Here is a 22,869-nt window from a genome sequence, read left to right as displayed (position 1 = left end):
TAAACTGAGTGAAGATTAAGCATTTTGTTGTCTCTTTCACCATCATAAGACGGTCACTCGAGTACGTCCTGTTTTTTTTAGTTTAATTAAAAGGGTCTATCTGTTAGAGAAAAATATTTCTTGCTGGAATATTTCCTTTTTTTTAAATGCCTGCCAGACTCTAACTGAGAACGCACTTGCGCGCAATCTAATAGCACGCTACGAAAATAATTTTTATGGTTACTATTTTTTCCTAAATTAATCACAACACCAGGTAATTAAATGAAATTTCTTACAAACTTTACTATTCGCCGGGTAGTGCAGTGCATTCTTGTTGCCGCTTTTATTGTTGTTGCTCTTGCTGGTTTATATGGTTCAGAAATCTTAAGAGATCTACATAAACAAACGCAGCGTGAAGGAAAGTTGGTAGCTGAACTTATCTTTCTGACCCGAGCAGGTAATGTGATGAATTCAGGTGACGATTCCTTGAAGAGAACCCTGGCAGGAGAAGTTCCTGCTACACCAGACTGGAATGAATTTCGAACAGCCTTGACAGGTTCTGATATAAATTTTAATTCAGTATCAAAAGAGCGTTTGGAATTCCTCCGGGAGAAACTGGCTGATAAAGAGAATGCATTCAATGATGATCGTCAAAAACTCGAGTTAGCTTTCACCGTTGCCTCATTATTTATCATTGTGTTACTGGTGTTCTGCGACCGTTTTCTGGTCGTGCACCTCGTTGAGCCTCTGACAACCTTAAGGGAACATTTCAGAGGAATTGCTTCCGGCGAACTGACTAATCCATTGCAAGATTTGGGTAGAAATTGTGTAGGGCAGCTGGTACCACTTGTGAAAACCATGCAAGACAGTCTTTTGTTAACTGTACTTTCCATCAAGAAAAATACGGACCTGCTGAAGCGTGAGGCTGAAGACATCGAAGCGGGCAATACTGACCTCTCTGGCAGGACTACTCAACAGGCATCTTCCTTAGAGCAGACAGCCCATAGTATTACCCAATTGAGTGCAAACGTTCAGCAAAATGCATTAAGTGCTGATGAAGCAAGCAGTCTTGCAGAGAAAGCGGCATACATAACCGGAGAAGGCGAAACGCTGGTGAACTCAGTTGGGCTCATGATGAATGGTATTACCGAGGAAGCCGAAAAAATACGGCAGTTTACCGCCACAGTTAACAGTATCGCATTTCAGACAAATATACTGGCGTTAAACGCTGCCGTTGAAGCAGCACGGGCAGGAGAACAGGGCAGAGGATTCGCTGTTGTTGCTACAGAAGTTCGTACACTTGCTCAGCGCAGCGCAAGTGCAGCCAAAGAAATTGAAGGGTTAATCAATGCAACTCTCTCTCGTGTGAATGAAGGCAAAGAGGTCGCAGATCGTGCCGGGAACACTATGGAAGCGTTGACCCAATGCGTTTTTTCAGTTGATGAACTCATCAGGAAAATATCTTATGCTTCAAATGAACAGAGCAAAGGGATCATTCAGGTGACGCAGGCAGTAACCGATCTCGAACGGGTCACACAGCAAAATTCCACATTGGTCAGGCATGTTGCCAGCTCAGCCGTAAGGCTCAATAGCAGAACCGAAGACATGGCTAAGACCATCATTCATTTCGCATTACCGGCAACCAATCAAGTGTAAGACACATTAACCTACGCCATGGGATAACTGATTTAATTGCTAATAAAATCTCATTTAATTACAGATAATTAAATCATGGTCTTGGGTGTTATGAGAGGGGGATGATCCCTGAGCCATGCACGTATCTGTTCTGTATTTGAACCTACTTCCCTGATAGCTCTGGTCAGCCTTTCCTGAGTGGTTTGGAGCGTAAGAGTCCAGTAGGTTATTTGCCAGTGCTCGTTAATTATTACCTGCGTCAAATCATGGGGGATGCGACGTTGAATCGGGTCTTTCATGACTAACCTCATATGAAAAAAATTTTCTGATTTAATTGGGGCCAATTGGGGGTCAGATTCTGAATGATTTGATTAAACTAAAAAGCAGAATATTCCCTAATAAATGTCTAAAACTATTTATGGGATGTTTCTGATATAGAGACGGGAAGTAAGCGAGGCGGGTGAAAATATAAGCGAAGCGTTAATTTTCCATAACTAGATTTATGAGCATTAAATATTTGAAAGTGGAGTTTTTTATAAAGTTTCTTTGACCATTACACACACCAAAGACCAACGCCAGAGATAAGTTATGATGAAAAACAACTTTGTACCGGTAATGTCCGTCCAGCATGATATTCGAAGCTTACGCATTGAAGCGGGTATGACACAGGCTAATGCAGCCGAAAGATTTAATCTGAGTCTGAGAGTGTGGCAAATGAAGGAGTCGCTTTCGAAACCTGCTCAACTCAGTCAGGGAGAATACGAATTTTTACTACTGCTGGCAGGAAAACACCCTGAATATCAGCTTTCTACCAAATAAATTTTGCCGGCAGTATGAATTCTGCCGGCACATTAATTAAGGGTGTAAACAGCGTATCAGGAAGTAAATTCTTCGAGTACCCAAACACTTACACTACCCGCTTTACATCTAAACACGCCTTCTCCCGATTCATTAGTATTAACAACTTCACCGGAATTACAAAGATAATCTCGCCAGACCCGATTAGCCAAGGATTCACCAAGATTAAGCGTTTTCTCCCCGTCATCACCATTTGACATTATCACAACGCATCCTGGTTGTTCCGCCGTACCACTCCGGCTGAATGCAATGCAGTTTGGATGATCAAACCAGGACGTCTGAACACCATGCGCGAATTGCTGACGTGCCAGCAGTAGCTTATCGAGTTTATCTATGACTGGCATGTCAACACGATGGGTTTCACCATCATTACCCGTATCTTCATAGTCTGCTCCAAAGAGGTCCGGGTAAAATACTGAGGGAACGCCATTTTCTCTCAATAAGATAAGCGCATACGCCAGTGGCTTAAACCAGGCTTCAACCGGGGCTTCTAGAGACTGAAGGGGCTGAGTATCATGATTCGCAACCAATGTGACCGCATGAAAAGGGTCGGCTTCAACTAATGTGCCTTCAAAGATTCGACTCAAATCATAATCACTACCTTGTTTAGATGCCTCATGAAATTTCATATGAAGAGGTGCATCGAAGAGCATTGTTTTCCCTTCAACCTGCTCAATATACTGTTGTAATTTATTTAATTCAAAAGACCAGTATTCTGCCACAATGAACAGAGGGGTGTCTGAAACAGCCTGCACATGCTCGATCCATTCTTTATAAAACCAGGCGGGAATATGTTTAACTGCATCAAGTCTGAAACCGTTGCAACCCGTTTGTTCCATAACCCAGCGTGCCCAGTATTTGATTTCTTCAGTTACTGCGTGGTTTCTAAAATCGATGTTTGAGCCCATAAGGTAATCAAAATTACCCATTTCTTCATCAACCTGCTGATTCCAACCTTCTCCCGTATAATCATTAACTATCTTAAATACCCCATCCTCTGAGGGGTTTTCAATGTGATCTACACCATTAAAACACTTAAAATCCCACATAAATTGAGAGTATTTTCCCGCTCTGGCCGGAAAGGTATAGCGTGTCCAGGCTTCGCAGCTAACAACTTCTTCATCAATTTTCGTGCGGTCGTTTTCGTCCACTCTGTTGACCTGAACTGCCTCCTTTTCATCAGCCCCCATTTTATGATTAACAACAACATCTAATAAAACGGCAATATCATTATTTTTCAATGAGCTGATAGCTCTGAGTAAATCTTCTTTATTACCATACTTTGTTGAAATACTACCTTTCTGGTCGAATTCTCCCAAATCGAACAGATCATAAGTGTCGTATCCCACAGAAGTTGCACCCCCGGCGCCTTTGTAGGCAGGAGGTAGCCAGACCATGTTTATTCCAGATTCATTCAAGCCTGACGCTCGCTCGGTGAGTTCGGGCCAGAGTTTACCACCATCAGGGTAATACCAGTGGAATGCCTGTAACAGAGTTGGATTCTTCATTTGTTTCTCCATGTTTAGACATTTTAATTATGGAGTGAAAAATGATTTTTGCAGCGCGGAAGGTTTTTTATATTTTACTTTTTTTCATTGACAACTCTTAAGAAAGAAAAAATGATTTGTCGTGAGGAAAACGACAGGACCTTTTCAAGCTGTATAAGCAGAATTCCGTAAGGGGAATCTTTTTTCTTTACTTAAATTCCTTTAATGTATCGCTGAATGTAGATCAATAAAAATTATCTTATTGTAACGATTTCTAAATTATTGGGTGATATGCGACATAACGAAAAGATGATGAGGCGTGGTCGAAATCTCAGTGAGGTAAAAGAAGTGGCAATCGATTGACGCGTTATTAACGACTTCTTGCCAAGCCGTTCTAATGAAAATTTGGGATGGGAAATTTTCATGTAGCGAATTTAAGATTGAAAGCTGAGCTTGTTTATATTGACTAACACTGTTAATTCAGGGATGCTTCCAAAATTTTGCATATCCAGATGTTAATTCTGAATGTAATTAAAATAATCACATTGAGTGCAAAATTTGCTCTGCCATTTATTAACCTTGGCATTAAGGTTAATTATAGGCGTCCATACAAATAACGGTCAATACACCAAAGAATGTTATACACGCAAGGGACTGCCTGAAGCCAATCCTATTACGGGTCATGCCTATGAAGAAGACAACCATACCGCAAAGAATAATCCTAATGAACACGGTGAAATTCGACGCACGCGCGACGATAGTGAAGACCATAAGCATGACCCGTACGGGGGCAAATGAACCAGTAATTAGAGAAAGTAAGCGGTTTTGATTAACACTAAAAAAAACCTCTATAAGTGGAAATCCGTAAACACTTACAGAGGTGATGCAATGCACCATTCGTTACATGCGGCGATAGCCGCGGCCCAAAGTTATACAAGTTGACATCAATTGTACATTTCTTTTTCATTGCTAATGAACTCTCCCTTATATAGCAGCATGATTTCACAAAAATTCTTCGATGAATTGAGTATTAATGATTCAAATTATTTATGATTAAATCAATCTCGTGAGGTTTGAGTGATTGGTCGTTAATGCTGAACTAATTGATTACTATCAAGTAAAGCGTAAAGATAAATAAAGTGCGCATCTAATAGTTTATCCAGAAGCTAAACTTTTAAATTCACGGCTTCGCTTTATATTTTGATTTTTTCTGCTATTAAATATTCAAATAATTAGCAGTGAGTGGTGAAGTCAATGAGAGAAAACGGATTTGATCTGCAACTTTACGTTGTTGAGATTAGAAAAATAGCCGCGGCACATCAGTCGGGTTTGAGTCTTTTAGAAGCCAAAAGGCAGGTAGATTCTACCGTACAGCATATGCGAATTAACCTGAGAGATGACAAACCTTACCAGGCCCGCCAGTGGAGTATCTTGCTGGATGCTCTTAAAGCTTATAATAGGAACACCGTTGACCCCCGATGGGCAAAAGTGATAAACCACGCCAATTTCAGAATAAAGAGCCGACTAAACACAGTCATTTACTATCGAAAAAGACTCAGCGGGCAGCAGTAATGCCAAATGGATTTTTAAAGTCATTTCAAATCAGGTTAATCGAATTTAAAAGCCAGATTCAATAGAATTTATTGCGTCCGTCTCAATTAAAAAATGATGTTTTTTCGATCATTTTAAAATTGATTCGTCCTGATGCTATGGAGTAGGTTTTTTCAAAAGTGTGAAAAAGTATTTTTGATAAAATTCAAACGTCCTTTGATATTGCCACCATCACTTATCAGCAACTCGAAGATGATCATGCAGACACTGAATTTCCAAGTTAGGAACCTACCCGGCCCTGGTGTTTGAAACCTCCTCATTACGTATTGAAGTGCTTTGATACGTTCTGAAAGTATGATTGAAATCAAATTATTTTTTAAGTGGATAGGCTCAGAATGCCACTCACAGAAAACAAGATATGTTTTGTGCCAAGATTTTAAAAAGCCCAGTAGTGCCCAAGAGTATCAAGGTCTTGATTAGCCATGCGCGGAGAAATAAAAAAGCCCGGATGAATTTCCGGGCAGCAGAAGTTTTGCCTTAAATTGATGGCGTCCCGTTGGGGACGGGACCCGTTTAGTATGTAACTGAAAAATTGCTGATCTTAAAATTAAAAAAACACAGATTGCTTATATCTGCAGTCGCTGCGGAGTGTATCAGATAATCTTTTATAACCATTTCAGGCCTGCTGTGACGCATCGAGTCACCACTGCAGGCAAATACGCTTTTCCTGCATAACAAAAGCATTCATGCAGTTAAGCATTGTAGTCTAGAGTTTTTATTAACTCTGTGGTTGTCCGACGGGGCCTTTACCTAATGGCCCACCGGGCACCGACTCATTACTTGGGGCATGTGGGCGGCCATCGTTACCCACCGCAGGGCTTTCATGCTGGCATCCCGCCAATGTAACCAAACTCGCTATAATGAACATCCCGCCTAATAAATTTTTCATAATTTCCTGCCCATGGTAAAGCAACGATATGTTGCTAATTAAGCGTAGGGTTTTTATTTAATCTGTCAAAGTTCAGGAGCTAAATTTATTTTTTGATTTGAAATTTGGGTAAGGCCATTTAAACCCGTTCCATACGGGCATAAATTCGCTTTTCAGAATAAGTACCGTTCAATATGATATCATTCCTGTTGGCATTGCTCCATCGCCTTAACGAAAGAGCTTTTTAACCGCATGGCAGATAATTTGAGATAAGCAACGTATATGAGTGTTTGAGTTTCTGGTGAATGCTTATCAAGATATTCAATCACCAGTAATTCTCTGCTTCATCTCGCGCTGATGCTTGTGATAGTCCTCGCCACACTCTGCAGAACAAAAAGCGGTGTTAGCCACAATTGCCTCATAAGTGCACCAGATGCAGTTACCATTTCGGCTTACCAGGCGCGGCTTACGGGCAGACAAAGAGGCCGCTAAATGCGCTTCTTCACGTTCCTGAGCCAGATCCACATCATCCATTAATTAAAATCCTTATCATCAATATGTTGTATTACTAAGCGCTTTTCGGCCTGAATCATCAGATGCCATTCACTGCGCAGACGTTCAGCTTAGTTCAATTGTTGAGAATAAGCGGTTCTACGCTTTAAATAATCTGAATTTGGTGATTTTTCATATAAACTCCCGACATTTAACATTCCTTCCCGGTTACGGATTTACCCACCGCCGAAAGGGGCTATTGAGATCCTTTCCATACCGTATATCCATTATCAAAGGCCCTACACGTCTAAATTCCTATAGCATTCAATCAGCTTACAAAGTCTCAAGCGGTACGGCTTGAACAGCATCACCAACTCATCAATGCTGTATGTAAATACAGTGGTAACAGGAGGGTTTCGACATGCCTCGCGACTACGAGATTATGATTGCTTTCAGGCAGGCGGTTAAACGCGATGCCGCTGGCCGTTATATCATCAGGACACTCGATTTTGTCGAAGAACTCAATCGTCTGAACTGGCGCTACTCGCTACGCGCCGCCAACAATTGGATCGAGATGCACACAACGACCTTCAGGGATATTTCCCTTCGGGAGGGGGAGGAGAGGGCTTTCCAGGTGTTCAATCCCAACGGATGAACCGGTTACAGGCTGAAACCCGCCAACATATCGGTGGTATTTTTGTTTACATAAAAAAAAGCATGAACCAGCCTTGAATCCGGTTCATGCAGAGTGCTGACTACTAAATTTTAGTTTTTATTTGCCCGCTCTGATGCGTCGAGTCACCAGGGCGTGGGTCCCTACCGGGTTTACAACAGAAAGATAACCATCAGAACCAGCACGGAGGTGACAGCCGGTATAATCAGGTATCGCATGTTCAATCTCCTATGTGTCATAACACGAGAATTTGAATCGATGAAAACCTGCCTGCATCCACCACGAACCGCTAAATTGATAATGTCAGCCTGATGCAAACTCCTGAATTTTACTGCCTGCAGAGCGCAGGGGCAGGTATTTCAAAAACCGTTCAGAAACTTTGACAAGCCTATCGTGAGCACGGTGATGGCCACAATATTCAGTATGACAACGGATCCTGGTGAAAAATCTATAAGTCACCTCAGCCAACCAGACGGTACACAGTCAAAATACGAAGCCAGGCCGGTAGCATGTCGGTCATCACTGAAATCACCAAGGCTGCGTACTGATGATTCACCTACTGAGCACGCTCCATTTTCTCCCAGCGTTCCCGCACAGGCATTTTGCTCACTAAGCGTAGTGCACATTTCAGAGACTAAAAGCGTAGTTGAAGAACGAAGTCAGGGGTTTTACATGGTGTTGAAATAGACGGTAAGCCTCCATGCCGAAACGCCACTCCTGTGGGCTGCCCGTTATCAACCGCGTGGTGCAGGGGGGAGTAAGCTAAAAAAAGCCCGCACAAGGCGGGCCAAAAAGCAGTGGATAAGGAATGTCTCTCTCGTATGAAACGCATCCTGTGTGCAGTGCTGCCAGTCAACGACTGGCCCTCATACCATAGTCCATTAATTTGCGGGTGGTAGGATGTGTTAACAAAAGCGTTAAAATTCCAGTAATTTCCAATAAGGCATACTGATTAACAATCAAAAAACTTAATTTCAGAGATTTAACCGAAGCGGCCAGCGCTTATTGCTGATTATCTTTTGTCTAAGACGGCCTGAAATGTGCTCAAAAACTATCATTTTCGCGCTCATGATTTCCGCCTCAGCAGACAGAAACACTCCGCACACCTGACATTAAATCCCCTTTACCCACAACACCATTGAAAAAGTATTCATGCCCGCCTTGATCGAGTCTGCTGTTTACGATTACTGTTTATATATACAGCTCTTATCAGGGCGATTTTTATGGCGTTTTTTAGACTAGCGGAAATTCGCGCCATACTGGAGTTACCGCTTTTTATTGCCAGAGTCCCGTGTGGCTTTCCTTCGCCGGCTCAGGACTATGTCGAACAGCGGTTAGACCTTAATAATCTGCTGGGCAGCCATCCCAGTTCGACCTACTTCATCCGGGTCAGTGGTGATTCTATGATCGAGGGTGGTATTAACGATGGTGACATGCTGGTGGTAGACAGCTCCGTCAGCGCGGAGCATGGGGATATCATCGTGGCAGCGATTGCCGGCGAGTTCACCGTGAAGCAACTGATGACCCGGCCATTCCTGCATCACAAACCCATGAATGCTGCACTCGCCATTATCCCGATCCCCGATGCTGATTAGTTTGAGATCTCCGGTGTGGTCAGTCACTCCATTAAGGCGATGGGCTGTTAATGTTTGCCCTGGTGGATGTGAACTCCTTCTACGCCAGTTGCGAGACGGTGTTCAGGCCTGATCTGCGTGGTAAGCCGGTGGTGATGCTGTCGAATAACGATAGCTGCGTCATCGCGCGATCGGCAGAAGCGAAAGCTCTGCAACAGCCTATGGGGGCACCGTACTTCAAGCTCAAGGATGAGTTCAGACGTCATAAGGTCCATGTGTTTAGCTCGAATTATGCGCTGTATGCGGACATGAGCAACAGGGTGATGACGACGCTGGAAGACATGGCGCCGTCCGTCGAAATTTACTCGATCGACGAAGCATTTATGAACCTGACCGGGGACCGTAACTGCCGCGTACTGGAGGACTACAAACCACAGGCCAACAGTGATGCGCTGATGCGAGTTGTTGACGGCCTTAACCAGAGCGGGAAGGGGAAATTAGGGTTTGCAGGACAGGGAATGCAGAAAACATGGGCCATGAAGCGGGAAATGTTGTCCCCGGCGTACACAACCCGCTTTTCGGACCTGCCCGTTGCGAGGTGACATTTTGACTAAATCCTCTGCAGCAGCTGCTACCCACAAGCTCAACATGTTATTTGTTTAAGTTTCAGGGGCGGACCTGCATCATTGATGAACGACTCCGGCCCGAGATGGGGATATGGTTTTGCTGGATATGTCACTGATGTATGAGTGGGGAAACCTATACACACATCCACACCGGGTAATAACGGATGAAGGAATGATTCTGGAAGAAAATTTACTGGAAGATATGGCTATCCTTGGCGTTGTAACGCATGAGGTCACGGCCATAAAAGGGCAAGATGGATCGCCAATCTGGTGCAGTAAATAAAAAGCCCGGGAGAATCCAGTCACCCGGGCGGCATCAATGTATGCCAAACATTTCCAATAAGAGTTGTGTCGTCTAAACAGGGAAGTAAAAGGCGACCTATTGAAAATAGACTGGAACTGATTAAACGCTAGCGAAGCGGCAATAAAGAGTGAGAAAAGTTGATGTTTTGACATTTGATGGTGGCTGGAAGAAGGTGATTCGGTTAGGGGGGCAGTGCAAAAAAGTCAAAAGAAAGACACTCAAAGCGCTAGATAAGATAATTCGGATAGAGAATCCTTTGACTTTAACTGAAGTAATCTTGTGCGAACATTAACAGCATGAAAATTGACTTTTCATTGAGGTTTACAGGCTTTGACGCAAAAAAACACAGAATGCCCTTGAGTTCAGCCTGTGCGGAGAGTGTCTGGTATTCATTTATCTTATTTTTTGTTCTGCCAAGATAAGACGTTTTACCACATCATGGGAATCCATTGTGCCTGGATCAGAAAAATTATTGCAAGCAAAAGCACCGTCGTTAACGCAGGAATCGTCAGGTATCTCATACGGACCTGTTTTCTCATTCAGGAGGAATTTTATTTACCGACAACTGTAGACCATGCAGGAAGAAAGATCGCACTACGGGTGAGTTCAATAGCGGGCAAATTTTGGGATAATGATTGTACTCTCGGATATCACGCATCTTACATTTTATTGCATGTAGTGATGCAATCATTCCCAGTTGAGTACAAAAAACACCCGTCAGGGGCAGGTGAACGTGTAGTGAATAGGGTTATTGTGCACCACTGTAATTGCCTGAAAGTAAAAAACACATAATACTTGCATCGGCTGACAGTCATTAAAAAAGCACAATTCAAGCCGGAAGAATCGCATTGAACCGGGCAGAAATGCATTCAAATGCTAAATCCTCATCAAGTGGTAAAGCGCGCTTGGTTTATGTACAGCGTCTCTGTTTTGATTCTATCTTTCAAAATGCTCCGTGAATGCTCGTTTTAGAATCATTGAAAGATTCAAAAACAGAAGTGTATGAGAATCTTCATTTAAAAGAAAAGCCCGGAGCTGGTGGCGAGCCGGGCCTGCACAAAGAGTGCGAATCATGATCAAACGGAGTTTTATCGATATCACAGGAAAGTGGTAGCGATAAACACAGTTTAGACCGAGATAATGGGATTGCATGCGAAGCGGGAAGATTGAGTCATGACTAAATAATTTTATTAAGATAATGCCTATTATGACACAGATAAATCTAAGCGATGTTAATGGCCTAACGCAATGAAATAATTAGCTTAACCGAGTGAAGCTTACCCCTTCCCCAAGATCAAAGTTAAACAATCAAAAATCCTGTAATCAAATTGCTATAGTCAGATTCGCAATCATTAAAAACCAGGTTTGCCATAATGTAATCTAAGCGTGAGGGATGGATGTTTATTGAAAGTAATATTGAACTTATTCGGTGTGTGCTGGCGAAGTCATGCTTTGAACGACGGGATATTATGGATGCACACTCTAGCCATTTGAGATAGCGCATGTTCTTAATGGGTTCAGGCCCCTGCCCGGAATGAGCAGGAGCATGCGGGTAATTTTCAGGGTTCGTCTATGCGTGAAACTTTTAAATGCGCATTTTTACCTTTGCCAAACACCTTGCCACTGACGCGAATTTTATCTTCAGAATTGAAGGTTTTGCTTTTGAAGGTAGCTACTGGGGCGTCAATATTCACCGTGCCCGTGCTGTCACGAAACTGATAAATGTCGCCTTTCACTTTTTTAACGATGTAACCCTCAAGAGTGACATAACCGCCCTGGCGGAAATCTTTGATCAGTGTGACCGGTGTTTCCGAGGTGTCTTCGGATCCTTTGTAACCTGCATCTTCTTTGCTCTGAGGGGGTGGGGTTTTACCCGCTTCAAATCCGCCAGATTCAGCATAAGTGCCAAAACTGAGAGGTAACATTACTGCGATCCAGGCAACTTTATTCATTTTAATCTCCATTTATGAGGAATCGACTTTAAGCCTGGCACAACATGATAAAAGTGACGGATGCGCACGTAGTTTTAATGTTACATAAAGAGTAATGATTCAGCGATCGGGGGAGCTAACGATCCATCCTGGGAGTTAAACGGGGGCAGAATCAGGGGCAAAGATCTATTTCAGAGCACTAAATGGGGCATTGTCATTGGTGTTTAGTATAGAACGGCTTACTTACACGATATTTTAACCGACTTAGATATCATCAATATCCAATACTGCTAAGAACTTGCAGTAACTGTCTAATTTGTTCAGATTAAATAGTTATTTCATCATTACTTATTGATTTATGACATCATTTTCACGCTTGAGAATGAACGCAAGGGCCGTTGGCGGCTGAATGGAGCTTCAGCGGCAATAAACCCCTTTCACATGAGTGCGTATGGTACGGATTGCGCAGGCGAATGCCAGTCTGATGTGATCTCTTTTCACGGTTTCCTGCGATAAAACCGCACACGTTGCCAGAACAATCTGCCCATTTATTGATCTGGGTAAAGATTGTGCGCATCGCTGCCTGACAGGATGGATGAAGTGTTTTCTTTAGTTTCTAAAGGTGAGGAGAGGCAGATGCAAACGTACGACATGGTTTTTGAAGAAGCGTGCCGGCTAGTCGGGCAATGTTATCTCGAGCTGGCGCAGCGCGGATCAGCAACAGAAAAAGAGGTGGTAGCGACGGAATTGCGCAATCTGCAACTGCGCTATCGGGAACTCACCGGCTCGCCAAATCGCGCGGTTGAAATGGCGATCATTCAGCTTCAACCCTGTTGAAATATCAAGCCCGGCCAGCGCGCCGGGCTTAATTCATTTAGTCACTTTTCTCTGCTTTACCGGCCATTTCCGCCAGTCGCTGATAGCGTTGATTGGCGGCTTCGGTTGCTTCCTGCCATAGCTGCGCAGCGGCTTCCGGTTCACGGGTTTGCAACTGGCGGAAACGCTGCTCGTTCATCAACGCCTCTTCCAGCACCGAGGTAGGCGGGCGAGAGTCCAGCGCCAGTGCCGCTTTGCCTTGCTCGGCCCGACGCGGATCAAAACGATACAGCGGCCAGAATCCACTGGTGGTCAACAATCGCATCTGCTCATGGCTGTAGGCGAGATCGTAGCCGTGCTCTTCACACGGACTGTAGGCGATGATCAGCGATGGGCCGGGCCAGGCTTCAGCTTCCTGAATCGCTTTCACCGTCTGATTCAACTGCGCGCCCAGCGAGATTTGGGCCACATACACATGCCCATAAAGCATGGTGGCAACGCCTAAATCCTTACGTGCTTTGCGCTTGCCTTGCTCGCCAAACTTGGTCACTGCGCCGAGCGGCGTGGCTTTGGAGGCTTGCCCGCCGGTATTGGAGTAGCACTGGGTATCGAGCACCAGCACATTGACGTTTTCGCTCAGGCTCATTACATGATCAAGACCGCCATAACCGATGTCATAGGCCCATCCATCACCGCCAATCAGCCAGACCGATTTCTCAACCAGCGCATCGGCGATCACCTGCAATTCGCCAGCGTGCGCAGATGATGAGGCAGACAACTGCTGGCGCAGTTGCGCAATTTGCTCACGACGTAGCGATGTCAGCACATTCTCTTGTTTAAGTGCCGCCACTAAGTCATCAGGCAACAGCGGCGCGCACTGATCTAACAAACGGAGCGCGCGCTGTTTTTGCTGATCGACACTCAAGCGGAAGCCGAGTCCGAACTCAGCGTTATCTTCAAACAGAGAATTTGCCCACGCTGGGCCGCGTCCTTCTGCGTTGGTGGTGTAAGGCGTGGAAGGGAGATTGCCGCCATAAATGGATGAGCAGCCGGTGGCATTGGCAATCAACAGGCGATCGCCATACAACTGCGTCAGCAATTTAATGTACGGCGTCTCCCCGCAGCCGGAGCAGGCACCTGAGTATTCGAACAGGGGGGTGATCAGCTGCGATGTTCGAATATCAATACGCTCCAGCTGTTCCGCAGTGATTTCCGGCAGCGCAAGAAACGCATCGTAATTCGCCTTTTCAGTTTCGACATGCTCGAGGCGGGACTGCATGTTGATGGCTTTAATTTCCGGATGCTGACGATCGCTGGCTGGGCACACTTCCACACAGAGATTACAGCCGGTGCAATCCTCAGGCGCCACCTGCAACACGTATTTCTGGCCGCGCATATCGCGCGATTTGACGTCCAGTGAGGCGAGGGAATCCGGTGCGGAATCCAGTGCCTCAGGCGCGACGACTTTGGCACGAATCGCCGCGTGTGGGCAGGCTGCTACACAGTGGTTACACTGCGTACAAAGGTCGGGTTGCCAGATGGGGATCGCTTCCGCAATGTTGCGTTTTTCCCACTGTGTGGTGCCGACGGGCCAGGTGCCATCCGGCGGCAGTGCTGACACCGGGAGTTTATTGCCTAAGCCCGCCAGCATGGCAGCGGTGACGGTTTTGACAAAATCCGGTGCGCTGTCGCATACCACCGGCGGGCGGTGCGGGCTGTGCTGATCAACCGCCTGCAGCGGCACCGCTTCCAGCGCTTGCTGTGTCATTGCCAGGGCCTGCCAGTTACGCTGCACCAGCTCCTCGCCTTTACTGCTGTAGCTGCGTGCAATAGCATTTTGCAGTTCCGTTAAGGCACTGTCGCCGGGCAGGATCTGCGTCAACTGGAAGAATGCCATTTGCATCACGGTATTGATGCGCGCGCCAAGCTGGCATTCACGCGCGATGCGCGCCGCGTTGATGACAAAGAAACGTGCCTGTTTGTCATTGAGCTGGCTCTGTACTTCCTGCGGCAAGCGTGACCAGACTTCATCGGCGGCATAGGGCGTGTTCAGCAGAAAAATGCCGCCCGGTTTTAGCTGATCAAGCATCGAATACTTGTCGATAAATTGCAGTTGATGGCAGCCAATAAAATCCGCCTGCTGCACCAGATAGGCTGACTGGATCGGATGCTCACTGACGCGCAGATGGGAAACGGTCAGGCCGCCGGCTTTTTTCGAGTCATAGACGAAATAGCCTTGCACATGCCACGGCGTGGCATTGCCGATGATCTTCAGATTGTTTTTGCTGGCGCTCACGCTGCCATCACTGCCGAGGCCGTAAAACAGCGCTTCCAGTCGTGCCTGGTTTGGCACGATGTTAGCTTCCATCGGCAGCGATAAGTGCGTGACATCATCATAAATACCCACGGTGAAACGCGCAGGCGGCTGTTCACGTTGTAGCGCACGGAACACGGCGAGCACAGCATCAGGAGCAAACTCTTTCGATGATAGACCGTAGCGTCCGCCAATCACCTTCGGCAGCGTCGCGCGTTCGCCCCGGCTAAAGGCTTCAGCCAGCGCGGTCATCACATCCAGAAACAGCGGTTCACCCAGTGCGCCAGGTTCTTTGGTGCGATCCAGCACCGCCACGCGCTGAACGGAAGCAGGCAGCGCGTTGATCAAATGTGCCGCAGAGAAGGGGCGATAGAGGCGCACTTTTACCAATCCCACTTTTTCGCCGCGCTGTAACAGGACGTCAATCGCCTCTTCGGCGGTGCCGCAACCCGATCCCATCATCACTATCACGCGCTCAGCCTGCGGATGGCCATAATACTCAAACGGCTGATAGCGGCGGCCTGTCTCAGCAGCAAACGCGTCCATAGCGGCTTCAACATGGCCGGTGCAGGCGTCATACCAGCGGTTGGTGGCTTCGCGCGACTGGAAATAGGTGTCAGGGTTGGCAGAGGTGCCGCGGATCGTTGGGTGATCCGGCGTCAGTGCGCGTGCACGATGCGCGGCAATCGCGGTTTTCGGCATTAATGCCTGCAGCGTTTCATCGCTGATCGGCACGATTTTGTTGATTTCATGTGAGGTGCGGAAGCCGTCGAAGAAGTGAATAAAGGGCACGCGGCTATTCAGTGAAGCCATCTGTGAAATCAGTGCGAAATCCTGGGCTTCCTGCACGCTGGAGGCACACAACTGCGCGCAACCGGTCTGGCGAACGGACATCACATCGGAGTGATCGCCAAATATCGACAGCGCATGCGTGGCAACAGTGCGCGCTGCGACATGCAGAACAAACGGCGTTAACTGTCCGGCCAGTTTATACAGGGTTGGGATCATCAGCAGCAGGCCCTGTGATGACGTGAACGTGGTGGAAAGGGCGCCGGTTTGCAATGCTCCGTGCACGGTAGCGATCGCACCGCCTTCTGATTGCATCTCCACCACGCGGGGGATATCACCCCAGATATTGCGGCGACCTTCGCCAGACCAACTGTCGGCCAGTTCAGCCATGGTGGAACTGGGTGTGATGGGATAAATGGCGATCACTTCACTGGTGCGGAAAGCCACCGAAGCCACCGCACCGTTGCCGTCGACGGTAATCATAAATCGTCCTTTGCTACGCTGAGAAACCCGAAACTTTACGGGGGTAATGATTCAGTTTAGCAAAGGGGGTTAACAGGACTTTTTCATCTGTGTGGTGACGACAGGTGAAGGCACTGCCATCTAAAGTTGTCGGTTTTTACATCATTTCCAGTGACTGAACGCCTTTGATCTCCATCACTTTATCGTAAATAGCGTGAATTGCGGCATTGCGTGACAATGTCACCTCTACGCTGAGTTCACACAGGCCATTTTCTTCATCCCGATTCACCACGGCGATATGACCATAGCGAATATTTTCGCGTTGCAGCACCAGCAACACCAGCGGCACACTTTTGGGTTTTAGGTGCACCATCAAGGTATGATGGCGGCCGATTAACCAATGGCTGATGCGGCGGAAGGTCTCTAACACCACCAGCGCTAACACCGTGCCATAGATACCAATTTCATACATGCCGCTACCAATCACCAGGCCAATCGCTGCGGTGACCCATAAGCCTGCGGCGGTGGTTAGACCCTTGACCACTTGTTTTTGAATGATGATGGTCCCGGCACCCAGGAAGCCCATCCCGCTCACGACTTGCGCCGCAATTCGGCTGGGATCGAGCGCCACGTGATCACTATCAAGCATGTCGGCGAAGCCATATTTCGATACCAGCATAAACATGGCACTACCGATACCCACCAAAATATGGGTGCGTAAACCGGCCTCTTTGGCGCGCATCTGACGTTCGAGACCAATCAGTCCACCCAAAATGCCGGCGAGCGCAATACGGATCAACATGTCCGTTAGCATGATTCCTCCTTACGCATTGAAAAATAGGATTGTTTCGGTGAAAAAAGGCTAATCAGGTCCAATCAGGATAATTCTGCTTGCAAAAGGCGATAAAAAAATTTGTAAAAAGCTGTGTCGCCTATCGATCCCTTAACCTACCTGACATATGCTGGTGGCTCTTTTACGCCCAACTCCCCGGAGCCCGACCGATGAAAGCCGCTACCTTACTGCTGGCCGGTGCAGCACTGTTACTTTCTGCCTGCAGCTGCAACAGTGATGACGAACCACCGCAACAGGCTACCGCAGCACACGTTCAACCACATGTTGTGATGGCCTCCATGGCCGAAGTGAATTGCAGTAATGCCGGGGGAACGTTGGCGTTTTCACGCCAGCTGGATGGATCGCGTATTGGCATGTGCCAGTTAGCCAACGGCCGTCGTTGTGACGAGCAGGCGCTGATGGGTGGACAGTGCGCCCGCTGAGGCAGGCGCAGCATCTTTACGCTTTCACCTGATTCGGGCAGGTTTCGCCACGTTCAAGCTGACTTAAATTGCTGAGCGTGGTTTCGGAAATCGCGGTCAGGGCTTCGGCGGTCAAAAATGCCTGATGGCCGGTGAACAACACGTTATGGCAGGCTGACAGGCGACGGAACACATCGTCCTGAATCACATCATTCGATTTATCTTCAAAGAACAGATCGCGCTCATTTTCATACACGTCCATACCTAGCGAACCTATCTTTTGCTGCTTCAGTGCATCAATGGCTGCCTGTGAGTCGATCAGGCCACCACGACTGGTGTTGATGATCATCACGCCATCTTTCATCTGGTTAAAGGCTTGCGCGTTCAACAGATGATGATTTTCCGGCGTCATTGGGCAATGCAACGTAATCACATCGGATTCGGCAAACAGCGTTTTGAGGTCGACATACTCGACACCCAGTTCGAGTGCCGCAGCGTTTGGATAAGGGTCAAACGCCAGTAAACGCATGCCAAAGCCTTTCAGGATGCGCAAGGTTGCCACGCCGATTTTACCGGTGCCAACGACACCCGCCGTTTTGCCGTGCATATTAAAGCCGGTCAGCCCATCCAGTGAGAAGTTAGCATCACGTGTGCGTTGATAGGCGCGGTGAATGCGGCGATTCAGCGTCATCATTAATCCCACCGCATGTTCCGCCACGGCTTCCGGCGAGTAGGCCGGTACACGCACCACCTGCAGGCCCAGACTTTCGGCTGCGGCAAGATCGACATTATTGAACCCGGCACAGCGTAATGCGATCGTTTTCACGCCCAGTGCTGCCAGTTCCTCCAGCACCCCTTTACTGCCATCATCATTAACGAAAATGCACACGGCATCGCAGCCGGCGGCATTTTTGGCGGTGGTTTCGCTGAGCAGGAAGTCAAAAAATTGCAGCTCAAATCCAAAGCTGGCATTGACGTGTTCGAGGTATTTCTGGTCGTAATGTTTGGTACTGTAAACCGCAACTTTCATTATTTCGCTCCTGAAAAATGCAACGTCGGTATCCTCACAGAATAACGTTTTCTACATCATTTTGCTGATCTTCAGCCAGGCTATATAGGTAACACCTTCATTTGCCGGGCATAACATGACATCATCTCCGTCAGGATTGCGTAAAGAACAGGATAGTTAACTGCCATGTCGCGGGGCCTCCGTCGAACACTTGCTGCGCTACTGGCGCTGATACTGCTGCTGTTGGGATTATTGCTGACGCTAACGCAATGGTTGCCGCGTCTGGCGGGGATCTGGCTGCCGGAAAATACCCGCGTGGAGCTCAATGGCTCACCGCGCTGGCATCACGGCGGCGTGCATTTTCCGGCGGTACGCTATCTGGCCGGTGATTGCAAACTGGCGACGGTAAAAGATGTGGCGCTGGGTTGGCAAGATAAACGCTGGCAGCTCAGTGCACAGGCTGTGCAGCTTAATAGTGATTGCCTGCAAGCCCTGCCACAGAGCGAAGCCAGCGGTGCACCACGCAGTCTGGCCGAATGGCAACAGATGCTGCCGGGCGCCGATATCCATCTGGAGCAACTGAGTATTTTACCCTGGCAGCAATATGCCGGTCGTTTTGATCTCAGCCTCGATAAAACCGTCCAGCAGTTGCACTATCAGGGCGATAACCTCCAGGTTGATGCACGTTTGCAAGGGCAGCAACTGCAGATCGCACAACTCCAGCTCAGCCATCCTCTGCTGCCAAAACCGCTCGATTTGCACGGAGAGTTAACGCTGCCCACCTTTGCCAATGGGTTACCGATTGCGGGCGAACTCAGCGGCGACGTCAATCTGGCGCAGTGGCCGCAGCCACTGGCAGTGACGCTTAACTGGCAGCAGCAGCAGGGCACGCTGGTGATAAATCAACAGGGCGACGATCAGCCTTTGTTACAGTTACCCTGGCAGGTCGATGCACAGCAGATTCGTATCACCCAGGGACATTGGCGCTGGCCGCAAGCCGATCAGCCGCTGTCAGGCGGTCTGGCGCTCACGCTGGAGCACTGGCAGCAGGGGCTGGAAAACACTCAAGTCAGCGGACGGTTTAACCTGCTCACCGCGGGGCGCGGAGGTAAGGGAAACCTGGTGCTGAGTGTCGGGCCGGGAAAATTGAGCCTGACTGACAGCGCGTTACCGTTCCAGCTGACCGGCGAAAGTAAGTTTGCCGATCTGCAGTTATTCGGCAGTATGCCGGGAATGCTACACGGCATGCTGACTGACCCGCAAATCACGTTCAAACAAGGCGCACTGCTGCGCCTGCGTGGACGCTTGCTGTCGACGCTGGAAGTGGACGAAGCGCGCTGGCCGCTGGCGGGTGTCACGCTGGCTTCGCGCGGCATTAATGGCCGTCTGCAGGCCATTTTAAAGGCACACGATCCCAACTTTGGTCGCTTCACGCTGCATCTTGATGGCCGCGCCAGCGATTTTTGGCCAGACAGCGGACGCTGGAACTGGCGATACTGGGGCGATGGATTGATGCAGCCACTCAATGCCAAATGGGATGTGAAGGGCACGGGCAGCTGGCAGGATACGTTAATCAGCCTGGACACACTCAACACCGGTTTTGATCAACTGGCTTATGGCATGGTGCAGGTTGATAAACCGCGCCTGACCTTGACCGCACCGGTGCGCTGGCAGCGAGACGTTGCGCATCCGGCTTTCAACGGTGGTTTTACTCTAAAATCCGGTCAGACGCAGTTTAGCTATGGTGGTTGGTTGCCGCCTTCAGAACTGCGCTTTGAGGCCAAAGGCAGCGATCCGAGTCGCTTTATCTGGCGTGGACAACTGACTGCTGAGGATATCGGCCCGGTGCGGGTTCACGGTCGCTGGGATGGTGAACGTCTGCGTGGTGAAGCCTGGTGGCCCGCGCAGTCATTAGCCGTGTTCCAGCCGCTGCTCAGCAGCGATTTGAAGATGCGCATTCAGTCAGGTGAACTGCGGGCACAAATGGCGTTTTCTGCGGCCACCCAACAGGGCTTCGAAGCCGGTGGTTTCTGGGCAGTGAAACAAGGCAGCGTGTGGATGCCGGACAGCGAAATCAATGGCATCGACTTCACGCTGCCATTCCGCCTCAAGGATCACCAATGGCAGTTAGGGCGGCGCGGTCCGGTTTCACTGCGCATCGCCGAAGTCAAAAATCAGTTTGCCTTGCAGAACATTACCGCCGATCTGCAGGGTCACTATCCATGGCAGGAGCGCCAGCCGCTCACGCTGAGCAACGTCAATCTCGATCTGCTGGGCGGTCATGTCAGCATGCCAGAGCTGAGGATGCCGCAGCATGAGCCCGCGCGCGTCTCACTGCGCGAGATTGACCTCAGCAGGCTGATCACGGCAATCAAACCGAAGCAGTTTGCCATGTCGGGCAAAGTGAATGGCGAGCTGCCGCTGTGGGTGAATAATCCACAATGGTTGATTGAGAAAGGCTGGATTGCCAATAGCGGCCCGCTGACGTTCCGAATGGACAAAGATATGGCCGATGCCATCGTCAGCAATAATTTTGCTGCGGGAGCCGCCATGGACTGGCTGCGCTACATGGAGATTTCCCGTTCGTGGGCAACATTAGATCTCGATAATTTCGGCAATCTTACGATGCAGTCCGAAGTGAAAGGCACCAGTCAGTTTAGTAATCGCCGACAATCAATCAATCTCAACTATCGGCATCAGGAAAATCTGTTCCAGCTGTGGCGCAGCCTGCGCTTTGGCGATAATTTGCAATCCTGGGTGGAACAAAATGCCACCCTGCCATCGAAGAAGGATCCCCAACCATGAGCCTCAGGGCATTGCTGGTGTTGGCAGCTGGGCTGCCGCTGATCGGTTGCGTGCCGCGCATTGAAGTGGCGGCACCAAAAGAGCCGATCACCATCAATATGAACGTGAAGATCGAACATGAAATCCACATCAAGGTCGATAAAGATGTGGAAGCGTTGCTGAAAAACCAAAGCGGCCTGTTTTGAGGAGCGGCATGATGAAATCAAAAGCGATGGCATGGTTGCTGGCGCTGCTGCTGGTGCCTTCAGCCTGGGCACTGACGCTGGATGAAGCGCGGCAGCAGGGCCGCGTCGGTGAAACACTCAGTGGCTATGTGGCGGCGCGTCAGCAAGACGATGAAACGCTGGCGCTAGTGAAACGGATTAACGATGGCCGTACGCAGCAATATCAGCGCGTCGCGCAGCAGAATAATCTCACTACCGGCGAAGTGGCACGTATCGCAGGAGAGAAACTGGTGAGTCGCGCGGGCAGCGGGGAATATGTGCGCGGCATCAACGGGCAGTGGTTACGTAAGTAAAGCCAAAATGGGTAATAAACAGCCATAAAAAAGCCGGGCACTCAGGCCCGGCAAAGATGGCATCATACCCATTATTCTCGGGTATTCATCACGTTCTTAAGATTACGCAGCAACAATTTGCTTGATGGCATCTTTAGCGTCGTTAGCCGCTTTCGTTGCCACCTCTGGACCATAAGCAGTACCTTCCGCGAACACGAAGTTCACTTCGGTGATGCCGATGAAGCCCAGGAACAATTTCACGTATGGGGTCAGCAGATCGGTTGGGGTATCTTTGTGGATACCGCCACGGCTGGACAGGATCACGGCACGTTTACCGGTGACCAGACCTTCCGGGCCCGCTTCGGTGTAACGGAAGGTGACGCCAGCACGTGCGATCAGGTCGAAGTAGTTTTTCAACTGAGTCGGGATGTTGAAGTTGTACATTGGCGCGGCGATAACCACAGTGTCATGCGCTTGCAGTTCTGCAATCAGCTCATCAGACAGCGCCAGGGCTTCCTGCTGACGTGGAGACAGCGGAGCATCGGAAGGACGCAGTGCGCCAACCAACTCGCCATCCAGAACCGGAATTGGCTGAGCAGCCAGATCGCGAACGGTCACTTCATTGCCTTTGGCGCGTGCTTCTTCAGCGTAGAAGTCAGCCAGTTGGTTTGACTGAGAATAACCGGCCAGAATGCTTGATTTCAGAACTAAAACTTTGCTCATGGTATTTTCCTGTGCGTTACGCGGTTGGCTTACCGCTCAATGCGTTACACTCTACGGAGTTCCTCCGCGAGGTAAAAGCGCAATATTTCGAGACCTATGTTCGAAATTATTGAATAAGGTCGCACGTCCGGTCAGGTGAGGTTTTCCAGAGTGTGCTATCATG

The 22,869-nt window shown here is 48.5% G+C and carries 18 protein-coding genes; 10 read left to right on the top strand and 8 right to left on the bottom strand.

Features of this window, described 5'->3' with window-relative positions; genetic code table 11:
• The first annotated feature begins 261 nt into the window (after window positions 1-261).
• Window positions 262-1,635, top strand: a complete 1,374-nt coding sequence (locus tag IAE30_RS09350; protein WP_038646797.1) for a methyl-accepting chemotaxis protein — start codon at window positions 262-264, stop codon at window positions 1,633-1,635.
• 68 nt (window positions 1,636-1,703) lie between these two features.
• Here the strand turns inward: IAE30_RS09350 and IAE30_RS09345 are convergent, their stop codons facing one another.
• Complete coding sequence (locus IAE30_RS09345) at window positions 1,704-1,913, bottom strand: DUF3606 domain-containing protein (protein WP_045814373.1); 210 nt, start codon at window positions 1,911-1,913, stop codon at window positions 1,704-1,706.
• Between the two features lie 292 nt (window positions 1,914-2,205).
• On the opposite strand from IAE30_RS09345, the gene IAE30_RS09340 reads away from it, so the two are divergent.
• Window positions 2,206-2,433, top strand: coding sequence for a hypothetical protein (locus IAE30_RS09340; RefSeq protein ID WP_038650089.1), 228 nt, complete (start codon window positions 2,206-2,208; stop codon window positions 2,431-2,433).
• 56 nt (window positions 2,434-2,489) lie between these two features.
• Here the strand turns inward: IAE30_RS09340 and amyA are convergent, their stop codons facing one another.
• Both amyA and IAE30_RS09330 read right to left on the bottom strand, forming a co-directional pair.
• Complete coding sequence (gene amyA / locus IAE30_RS09335) at window positions 2,490-3,980, bottom strand: alpha-amylase (protein ID WP_200679363.1); 1,491 nt, start codon at window positions 3,978-3,980, stop codon at window positions 2,490-2,492.
• Between the two features lie 2,779 nt (window positions 3,981-6,759).
• Window positions 6,760-6,972: a DUF2116 family Zn-ribbon domain-containing protein gene (locus tag IAE30_RS09330; RefSeq protein WP_038646805.1), complete on the bottom strand. Its 213-nt coding sequence runs from the start codon at window positions 6,970-6,972 to the stop codon at window positions 6,760-6,762.
• Window positions 6,973-7,351: 379 nt separating this feature from the next.
• On the opposite strand from IAE30_RS09330, the gene IAE30_RS09325 reads away from it, so the two are divergent.
• The 3 genes from IAE30_RS09325 to IAE30_RS09315 all read left to right on the top strand — a co-directional run bounded on the left by IAE30_RS09325 (window position 7,352) and on the right by IAE30_RS09315 (window position 9,779).
• A complete protein-coding gene (locus IAE30_RS09325; RefSeq protein ID WP_200679361.1) occupies window positions 7,352-7,585 on the top strand; it encodes a DNA polymerase V in 234 nt (77 codons plus the stop codon).
• 1,241 nt (window positions 7,586-8,826) lie between these two features.
• Window positions 8,827-9,198: a translesion error-prone DNA polymerase V autoproteolytic subunit gene (gene umuD, locus IAE30_RS09320; RefSeq protein ID WP_200679359.1), complete on the top strand. Its 372-nt coding sequence runs from the start codon at window positions 8,827-8,829 to the stop codon at window positions 9,196-9,198.
• 50 nt (window positions 9,199-9,248) lie between these two features.
• Window positions 9,249-9,779, top strand: a complete 531-nt coding sequence (locus IAE30_RS09315) for a DUF4113 domain-containing protein (protein ID WP_200679358.1) — start codon at window positions 9,249-9,251, stop codon at window positions 9,777-9,779.
• A gap of 1,887 nt (window positions 9,780-11,666) precedes the next feature.
• Here IAE30_RS09315 and IAE30_RS09310 read toward each other — a convergent pair.
• Window positions 11,667-12,059, bottom strand: coding sequence for a YgiW/YdeI family stress tolerance OB fold protein (locus IAE30_RS09310; protein ID WP_038646813.1), 393 nt, complete (start codon window positions 12,057-12,059; stop codon window positions 11,667-11,669).
• Between the two features lie 615 nt (window positions 12,060-12,674).
• Between IAE30_RS09310 and IAE30_RS09305 the strand changes: the two genes are divergently transcribed.
• On the top strand, window positions 12,675-12,875 hold the full coding sequence (locus IAE30_RS09305) for a DUF2767 family protein (protein WP_034821329.1): 201 nt from the start codon (window positions 12,675-12,677) through the stop codon (window positions 12,873-12,875).
• 37 nt (window positions 12,876-12,912) lie between these two features.
• Here the strand turns inward: IAE30_RS09305 and nifJ are convergent, their stop codons facing one another.
• Together nifJ and IAE30_RS09295 are read right to left on the bottom strand one after the other, a co-directional pair.
• The gene (nifJ, locus tag IAE30_RS09300; RefSeq protein WP_200679356.1) at window positions 12,913-16,440 is read right to left on the bottom strand and encodes a pyruvate:ferredoxin (flavodoxin) oxidoreductase; all 3,528 of its coding nucleotides are present in this window, start codon (window positions 16,438-16,440) and stop codon (window positions 12,913-12,915) included.
• 136 nt (window positions 16,441-16,576) lie between these two features.
• The gene (locus IAE30_RS09295; RefSeq protein ID WP_045833339.1) at window positions 16,577-17,233 is read right to left on the bottom strand and encodes an MgtC/SapB family protein; all 657 of its coding nucleotides are present in this window, start codon (window positions 17,231-17,233) and stop codon (window positions 16,577-16,579) included.
• A gap of 188 nt (window positions 17,234-17,421) precedes the next feature.
• Between IAE30_RS09295 and IAE30_RS09290 the strand changes: the two genes are divergently transcribed.
• Window positions 17,422-17,694, top strand: a complete 273-nt coding sequence (locus IAE30_RS09290) for a DUF333 domain-containing protein (protein WP_200679354.1) — start codon at window positions 17,422-17,424, stop codon at window positions 17,692-17,694.
• A gap of 16 nt (window positions 17,695-17,710) precedes the next feature.
• Here the strand turns inward: IAE30_RS09290 and IAE30_RS09285 are convergent, their stop codons facing one another.
• A complete protein-coding gene (locus IAE30_RS09285) occupies window positions 17,711-18,703 on the bottom strand; it encodes a 2-hydroxyacid dehydrogenase (RefSeq protein ID WP_200538635.1) in 993 nt (330 codons plus the stop codon).
• A gap of 165 nt (window positions 18,704-18,868) precedes the next feature.
• Between IAE30_RS09285 and IAE30_RS09280 the strand changes: the two genes are divergently transcribed.
• The 3 genes from IAE30_RS09280 to IAE30_RS09270 are packed head-to-tail and all read left to right on the top strand — an operon-like array spanning window position 18,869 to window position 22,004.
• The gene (locus tag IAE30_RS09280; protein ID WP_200679352.1) at window positions 18,869-21,487 is read left to right on the top strand and encodes a YdbH family protein; all 2,619 of its coding nucleotides are present in this window, start codon (window positions 18,869-18,871) and stop codon (window positions 21,485-21,487) included.
• Window positions 21,484-21,672, top strand: a complete 189-nt coding sequence (locus IAE30_RS09275) for a YnbE family lipoprotein (RefSeq protein ID WP_013509194.1) — start codon at window positions 21,484-21,486, stop codon at window positions 21,670-21,672. The genes IAE30_RS09280 and IAE30_RS09275 overlap by 4 nt, the downstream gene beginning before the upstream one ends.
• Before the next feature lie 11 nt (window positions 21,673-21,683).
• Window positions 21,684-22,004 (top strand): YdbL family protein, encoded by a 321-nt coding sequence (locus tag IAE30_RS09270; protein ID WP_200679483.1) that lies wholly within the window; start codon window positions 21,684-21,686, stop codon window positions 22,002-22,004.
• Between the two features lie 102 nt (window positions 22,005-22,106).
• Here IAE30_RS09270 and azoR read toward each other — a convergent pair whose 3' ends face one another.
• Complete coding sequence (gene azoR, locus IAE30_RS09265; protein ID WP_200679351.1) at window positions 22,107-22,706, bottom strand: FMN-dependent NADH-azoreductase; 600 nt, start codon at window positions 22,704-22,706, stop codon at window positions 22,107-22,109.
• Window positions 22,707-22,869 lie beyond the last annotated feature (163 nt).

Source organism: Pantoea sp. S61 (genome assembly GCF_016625145.1).
GTDB classification, from domain to species: Bacteria; Pseudomonadota; Gammaproteobacteria; order Enterobacterales; family Enterobacteriaceae; genus Pantoea; species Pantoea rwandensis_B.
The sequence above is the reverse complement of the archived record's forward strand: the minus strand, read 5'-3'. Positions and strand labels throughout refer to the sequence as shown.